The sequence below is a fragment of the Streptomyces sparsus genome (assembly GCF_054776295.1).
In genome coordinates this window covers 1-2863 of the sequence record NZ_BAAHCA010000640.1, presented here as the reverse complement: position 1 = coordinate 2863, position 2863 = coordinate 1, and the positions used below count along the sequence as shown (strand labels likewise).

At 71.5% G+C, this 2863-nt stretch carries 3 protein-coding genes; 2 read left to right on the top strand and 1 reads right to left on the bottom strand.

The annotated features are described in order from the left end of the window. Positions 1-25: 25 nt before the first annotated feature. Positions 26-997, bottom strand: coding sequence for a helix-turn-helix transcriptional regulator (locus ACYVE9_RS21510; protein ID WP_461029533.1), 972 nt, complete (start codon positions 995-997; stop codon positions 26-28). Positions 998-1144: 147 nt separating this feature from the next. Here ACYVE9_RS21510 and ACYVE9_RS21505 point away from each other — a divergent pair, with 147 nt between their 5' ends. Next, positions 1145-2701 (top strand): sodium-dependent transporter, encoded by a 1557-nt coding sequence (locus ACYVE9_RS21505; RefSeq protein ID WP_461029532.1) that lies wholly within the window; start codon positions 1145-1147, stop codon positions 2699-2701. Beyond that, positions 2701-2841: a methionine/alanine import family NSS transporter small subunit gene (locus ACYVE9_RS21500; RefSeq protein ID WP_461029531.1), complete on the top strand. Its 141-nt coding sequence runs from the start codon at positions 2701-2703 to the stop codon at positions 2839-2841. The genes ACYVE9_RS21505 and ACYVE9_RS21500 overlap by 1 nt, the downstream gene beginning before the upstream one ends. Positions 2842-2863 lie beyond the last annotated feature (22 nt).

Here is a 2863-nt window from a genome sequence, read left to right as displayed (position 1 = left end):
CCCCGGCGGGCGGGTCCGGCGCGGATCAGGGCCGCCGGTAGAGCTCCGTCATACGGGCGGCCGCCCGGGCGAACCGTTCGCGCAACGCGGCCGGCGCACGCACCTCCGCCTCCGGGCCGAGGGCGAGCAACTGGCCGAAGGCGATGTCCTGCGACTCCACCCGCAGGGTGACGGTCAGCCAGCCGGACTCGTCCAGGGTGCCGCCCGCCACGGCCTCGTCGGCGGCGGCCCGGTCGCCGTGCACATACCGCAGGTGCCGCGCCCCGGCGGGGGAGAGCCGCAACTCCACCGCCTCACGGAGCACGGAACGGGCGAACGAGGCCGCCCGTTCGGCCCAGAAGGCCGCCAGGTCGAACTGCTCGTCCCGGGCGAAGCGGCCCTGCCCGGCGGCCACCGCGAGAAAGCGGTCCACCCGGTAGACGCGGAAGCCGCCCTCGGCCGCGGCGGCCAGATACCAGACGCCCGCCTTGAGTACGAGGCCGTAGGGGTGCAGCTCCCTGGTCACTTCGCCCTGCCGGCGCCGGTAACGTACCGTCACCGGGCGGTCGTCCCAGACGGCTTCGGCGAGCGGCGGGAGGAACGGCGGCGCCTTCGGCTCCTGCCACCAGCCGGGGGCGTCCAGGTGGAAGCGCTGGGCCACCGCCTGCGGCGCGTCGCGCAGCTCGGGGGTGAGCGCGGCGGACACCTTCAGCCGGGCCGCCGACGCGGCGTCCGCCAGCCCGAGGTCCTGGAGCGCGCTCGGCACCCCGGACAGGAACAGCGCCTCCGCCTCTCCCTTGGCGATGCCGGTGAGCCCCGTCCGATAGCCCCCCACCAGGCGGTATCCTCCTGCCCTTCCCCGCTCGGCGTAGACCGGGACCCCGGCTTCGGACAGTGCCGCCACGTCCCGGGTGACAGTACGTTCCGACACCGACAGCTCCGCGGCGATTTCGGCGGCGGTCATCGTCCGCCGGTGCTGCAGCAGCAGCACCATCCTGATCAGCCGGGCAGCGCGCATGGCTGCATTGTGTCCCCCCGACGGGGCAGAGAGGTGACCGGGGCGTTCCGGCTGTGCCAACCGTCGGACACGAGCGCTGACGAGGTGTCGGAAACAGCTCCCGCTGCTAACGTTCAGTCACCTATCCAGTCACCAAGGATTTGAGCTATGGCCACTAATCCCCGCGAGCAGTGGGGCACTCGGGCGGGTTTCCTGCTGGCCGCGATCGGTTCCGCGATCGGGCTGGGCAACATCTGGCGATTCCCTGCCGAGGCCTACCGCAACGGTGGCGGAGCGTTTCTGCTGCCCTACCTCATCGCCCTCCTCACCGCCGGTCTGCCGCTGCTGATCCTCGAGTACACGATCGGCCGCCGCTACCGCCAGTCACCTCCGGCCGCCTACCGGCAGCTGGCCAAACCCGCGCAGTTCATCGGCTGGTGGCAGGTGGCGATCTGCTTCGTCATCGCCACCTACTACGCCGTGATCCTCGCCTGGGCCGTGCGCTACGTCGGCTTCTCCGTCGGCCAGCAGTGGGGCGGTGACCCCGAGACCTTCCTGTTCGGCGACTTCCTCGCCGTCGCGGAGGAGCCGGGCACCGTCTCCACCTACGTCGGCGGTGTCTTCTGGCCGCTGCTGTTCGTGTGGGTCGCCGTCCTGGTCATCCTGGCCTTCGGCGTCCGGCGCGGCATCGAGGCGGCCAACAAGATCTTCATTCCGCTGCTGGTCGTCTTCTTCGTGGCCCTGGTGGTCCGGGCGGTCACGCTGGAGGGCGCGGCCACCGGCCTGGACGCCTTCTTCTCACCGGACTGGGGCGCGCTGACCGACGGCAGTGTGTGGGTCGCGGCCTACGGGCAGATCTTCTTCTCGCTGTCCATCGGCTTCGGCATCATGATCACCTACGCCTCGTACCTGCGCCGGCGCGCCGACCTCACCGGCTCCGCGCTGGTGGCCGGGTTCGCCAACAGCTCCTTCGAGATCCTCGCCGGTATCGGCGTCTTCGCGACCCTCGGCTTTCTCGCCGCCAGCACCGGCGGCGAGATCGGCGACGTGCAGGGCGGTCTGGGGCTGGCGTTCGTGGCCTTCCCGACGATCATCTCCAACATGCCGCTGGGCGCGCTGTTCGGTGTGCTGTTCTTCGGCTCGCTGGTGATCGCGGGACTCTCCTCGCTGATCAGCATCGTGCAGGTGGTCGTCTCCGCGGTGCAGGACCGCACCGGCATGGCACGCGTCCCGGCGGTGCTGGTCTGCGGAGGCGCCGTCGCCGTGGTCTCCCTCGCGCTGTTCCCGACCGACGGCGGCCTCTACCTGCTGGACGCCTCCGACCACTTCATCAACCAGTACGGCATCGCGCTCGCCGCCCTGGTCAGCGTGATCACCATCGCCTGGGTGCTGCGCCGCCTGCCGATCCTCCAGAAGGACGCCGACGACACCTCCGCCGTCCGGCTGGGCCGCTGGTGGCGCATCTGCCTCGGAGTGATCACCCCGGTCGTGCTCGGCTGGATGCTGGTGGACGCGCTGCGCCAGGAACTGTCCGAGAACTACGAGGGCTACCCCACCGGGTTCCTGCTCGCCGTGGGCTGGGGCGCGGCCATCGGCGCCCTCGTGATCGCCGTGCTGCTCGCGCTGATCCCCTGGCGCCGGGCCAGCGACCTGCCACCGGACGAAGGCGTCCCGGTGGTCACGGACTCGGAGCCCCCGGCCGCCCCTGACGAGAGGAACCGCTGATGTCCACCGGCGCCATCGTGATGATGATCATCTCCATCGCCGTCGTGTGGGGCGGTCTGATCGCGGCGATCCTGAAGCTCCGCGCCAGCCCGGAGGAGCCCGAGCCGGAGCCCGGCGCTCCGGCGGGCCCGGCGACCTGAGGCGGGCCGTCCCACCGCGGGC

Excerpts from the sequence above, each read along its gene's own strand:
- ACYVE9_RS21500 (WP_461029531.1), top strand. The coding sequence starts at position 2,701 with ATGTCCACCGGCGCCATCGTGATGATGATCATCTCCATCGCCGTCGTG.
- ACYVE9_RS21505 (WP_461029532.1), top strand. The coding sequence starts at position 1,145 with ATGGCCACTAATCCCCGCGAGCAGTGGGGCACTCGGGCGGGTTTCCTG.
- ACYVE9_RS21510 (WP_461029533.1), bottom strand. The coding sequence starts at position 997 with ATGCGCGCTGCCCGGCTGATCAGGATGGTGCTGCTGCTGCAGCACCGG.